Source organism: uncultured Meiothermus sp. (assembly GCF_937863175.1).
Classification (GTDB): Bacteria; Deinococcota; Deinococci; order Deinococcales; family Thermaceae; genus Meiothermus.
In genome coordinates, this window is sequence record NZ_CALMCQ010000157.1 from 1 (window position 1) to 3,123 (window position 3,123).

At 57.9% G+C, this 3,123-nt stretch carries 5 protein-coding genes; 2 read left to right on the forward strand and 3 right to left on the reverse strand.

Annotated features, from left to right (window positions below; translation table 11 throughout):
* Positions 1 to 235 precede the first annotated feature (235 nt).
* Positions 236 to 772 (reverse strand): adenine phosphoribosyltransferase, encoded by a 537-nt coding sequence (locus tag Q0288_RS06170; RefSeq protein WP_299428755.1) that lies wholly within the window; start codon positions 770 to 772, stop codon positions 236 to 238.
* Positions 773 to 983: 211 nt separating this feature from the next.
* Positions 984 to 1,526: a phosphoribosyltransferase family protein gene (locus Q0288_RS06175; RefSeq protein WP_299428758.1), complete on the reverse strand. Its 543-nt coding sequence runs from the start codon at positions 1,524 to 1,526 to the stop codon at positions 984 to 986.
* A gap of 114 nt (positions 1,527 to 1,640) precedes the next feature.
* On the opposite strand from Q0288_RS06175, the gene Q0288_RS06180 reads away from it, so the two are divergent.
* A complete protein-coding gene (locus tag Q0288_RS06180; RefSeq protein WP_299428761.1) occupies positions 1,641 to 2,072 on the forward strand; it encodes a bifunctional nuclease family protein in 432 nt (143 codons plus the stop codon).
* A gap of 34 nt (positions 2,073 to 2,106) precedes the next feature.
* Positions 2,107 to 2,871, forward strand: coding sequence for a metallophosphoesterase (locus Q0288_RS06185; protein WP_299428764.1), 765 nt, complete (start codon positions 2,107 to 2,109; stop codon positions 2,869 to 2,871).
* A gap of 4 nt (positions 2,872 to 2,875) precedes the next feature.
* On the opposite strand, the gene Q0288_RS06190 is transcribed toward Q0288_RS06185, so the two are convergent.
* Positions 2,876 to 3,123 (reverse strand): HIT domain-containing protein (locus Q0288_RS06190; RefSeq protein WP_299428767.1); only part of this gene is annotated, 248 nt, incomplete at its 5' end.

Sequence of the window (3,123 nt, forward strand, 5' to 3'; positions counted from 1 at the left end):
TCCAACCAGGAGACCCCGAGGCGATCTTTTTGAATCCTGGAGCACCCCCCTCCCGGACGGGAAAAGAAAAAAACGTACCCCGTTCGGGGACGAACGAACCGAATCTGGTATAAAGCAGCAACACGGAAGAGTCGCGTCGCCTGAAAAAAAGTCCCGCTCCTGCCAGCGTTCTGCGCCGAGTAGAGGGCAGAGCGAGGCGGAGGAACACCTGGAGCGCTGCGGTAGGGGATTTGCCCTACGCAGTTTGCAGGATGGGAATCTCGGACAAGAAGGTGAGAGGGAGTTTGCTACTGCCCTGGTGAAAGGCGGCCAGGCGGGCGACTACGCTGGCTCCGGCTTTTTTGGCAACCTTTTCCAGAGCCATCATGGTACCGCCCGACGAGACCACATCAAACACCAGGGCCACCTTCTGACCCAGCAGTTTCTCGGCCATGCGGCTATCCAACCAGAGGGTTTCGGTCACGCCCAGCGTCAGCGACTCCACTTCCTGGATGATGGGGTCGGTCATGTAAGGGCGGCGCTTGCGGCGCACCACAATGTAGGGTCTACCGGAAATAGCGCTCATGGCATGGGCCAGCACGATGGGGGAGGTCTCGAGGGTAAGAATGGTGTCGGTATCGGCGGGCAACTGCTTGACCAGCGCTTCTGCCGCAGCCTGTACCAGTTCCACATCGCCCATCAACTCAATCAGGGGGATGTGAACACCGGGCAAGGTTTCGACCACAGGCACGTGACGGGTAATTTTGCCAATAGTGATGGGGTAGGTTTCCATAGGCTCGCGCTCCCTTGTTGCACCAAGGATACAGCTTATTCGATCACCATGAGTATACGTGTGAATAAGCGTATACAAAGGTTGTCTGGGCCTGGATGTGAACTACAGAGCTGGAGTGCGGGAACCGGGCAACCGGCGCGAGGAATTTCTGCTGTCTATCCTTTCTCCCAGGTCTGCCCTTTACGCAAGACCATGCCTTTCGGCCATCCATTCAATCAGGCTTGAACAGGGGTAGATGCCCCAACGCGATCACATCTTCACGGGGGGAGCCTTCGGTAAACACCGCCATAACCACACCTACGACACCGCCCACATCGGTGATGAGATCGGAAAGACCCTTCAGGGTACTGCCCGTGGAAACCACATCGTCCACGATGGCCACCTTTTTGCCCTTGAGCAAAGGGATATCCGTGCCATCCAGCACCAGGAGCTGGGGCTTACCCGTAGTGATGGAAATTACGGTGCGCGAGACCGGGTTGATCATGTAGGGCTTTTCGGTTTTGCGGGCTACCACATAGGGTTTTCCGGTCAGGCGGGAGAGCGCATGGGCCAGCGGCACCGCCTTGACCTCTGGCGTAACCAGCGTGTCAATACCGGCGGGCATCAGTTTGGTCAGGGCTGCCGCAGCCTCTTCGACCACTTCGGTATCGCCCAACATGTTGAATAAGGCCACTGAAACATCAGGGCCGACCTGAACCACCGGTAGCTCACGGTGAACACCCGCAATATCCACAGGATGCGTTTTCACGCCCATAGTCTATAGGGTTCCAAGAACCTCGGTCAGGGGTAGAAGGCATCTGCTTTGCTGGGATGGCGCAACCAGGCAACGGTTCAGACCCGCCTCAGGTCTGGCCCGTATACTTGAGGTATGATGCCCGCGCACATCGAAGGCATGGGAGTAGACCCTGGAAACGGAAACCTGATCGTGATGCTCAAGGCCGAAAACAACCTCTTCCTGCCGGTGGTGATTGGGGCCTTGGAGACGCAAAACATCATGATCCACCTCTCCGGTGAGAAACCACCCAGACCGCTGGGGCCCGATCTGTTCTACAACACCCTGGATTTGCTGGGGGTGAAGGTGTTACGCCTGGAGATTGTCGAACTCAAGGATGGCACTTTCTACGGGCGGCTGGTGCTCGAGCAGCGCGGACTGGAGTATGAGATTGACTGCCGTCCCTCCGACGGTATGGCCCTGGCGATTCGGGCCAAAGTACCCATTCTGATTGCCGAACAGGTACTCGAGGTTGCGGGCATCAACGAATCGCAGATCAACCGGCAGGGCGAGAACCCGCAGGCCTAGAGGCAGACCATAAGCCAAAGCCACAAACGATCTTATGCGCAAACTCCCCTGGCTGCTGGCCTTTTGCTTATTGCTGAGCGCTTTTGCTCAGCGGCTGGCGGTAATTGGGGATTGGGGCGCAGAAAGCCCCCACCGCGCACGGATAGCAGAAGCCATGCGGGAGCAGCACCGGCAAAAAAACTTTGATGCCATCCTAACGGTGGGCGATAACTTCTATCCCTCGGGTGAGCCCATCCTGCGCTACGTGGGAGATTTGCCCCAGGTTCGCATATATCCGGCTTTTGGTAACCACGACGTGCCTGCTCTGGCAAAGCAGCTCGAGTTGTTTGGCGTCGAACAGCCCTACTACAGCGTCAGGCTGGAAAACCTCGAGGTGTTTGTGGTCTACTCCGAACACTTTGGCCAGGCCCAGCGCCGCTGGCTGGAAGCTGCTCTGAAGGCCTCCAGGGCCCCCTGGAAAATCGTAACCCTGCACCGACCCCTCTATTCCTCAGGTTTTCATGGTGGAACTCGAGGCCTGAGACAGGCCCTCGAGCCGTTGCTCACCCAATACCGCGTGCCGCTGGTGTTGGCTGGGCACGACCACAACTACGAGCGGCTTCAGGCCAGGGGTATTGTCCACATCGTTACCGGAGGCGGCGGTGCCTGGCTACGTAACTTTCGGATCGTGCAGCCCCAGAGCAAGGTTCGCCGGGTCAGCCCCAACTATCTAATCCTGGAAGCCACCGCAGAGCGCCTATGGGTGATGGCCTACAACGAGAAGAATGACCTGATAGACCGGGTGGAGCTCCAGAAATAGCCAGTCAGGCATCCGAGCGCAGGTGCACGTGGACGTGAAAAACCTCCTGCCCGCCCTTCTCCCCCACATGGATGCGGATAAAGTAGCCCTCGAGGGCCATCTCCCTGGCAATTTTGTTGGCGGTTAGCATCAGCTTGCCGAGCCTGAGCGCCCCCTCTTCGGTTTGGGGATAGTCGGCCAGGGTAGGAATGTATTCCTTGGGGCAGACCAGAATATGCACCTTGGAGCGCGGGTGGATATCCTTGAACGCAA

Bases quoted from the DNA above. Each gene is read 5' to 3' on its own strand.
- Q0288_RS06180 (WP_299428761.1), top strand. From the start codon at position 1,641: ATGATGCCCGCGCACATCGAAGGCATGGGAGTAGACCCTGGAAACGGA.
- Q0288_RS06170 (WP_299428755.1), bottom strand. From the start codon at position 772: ATGGAAACCTACCCCATCACTATTGGCAAAATTACCCGTCACGTGCCT.
- Q0288_RS06185 (WP_299428764.1), top strand. From the start codon at position 2,107: ATGCGCAAACTCCCCTGGCTGCTGGCCTTTTGCTTATTGCTGAGCGCT.
- Q0288_RS06175 (WP_299428758.1), bottom strand. From the start codon at position 1,526: ATGGGCGTGAAAACGCATCCTGTGGATATTGCGGGTGTTCACCGTGAG.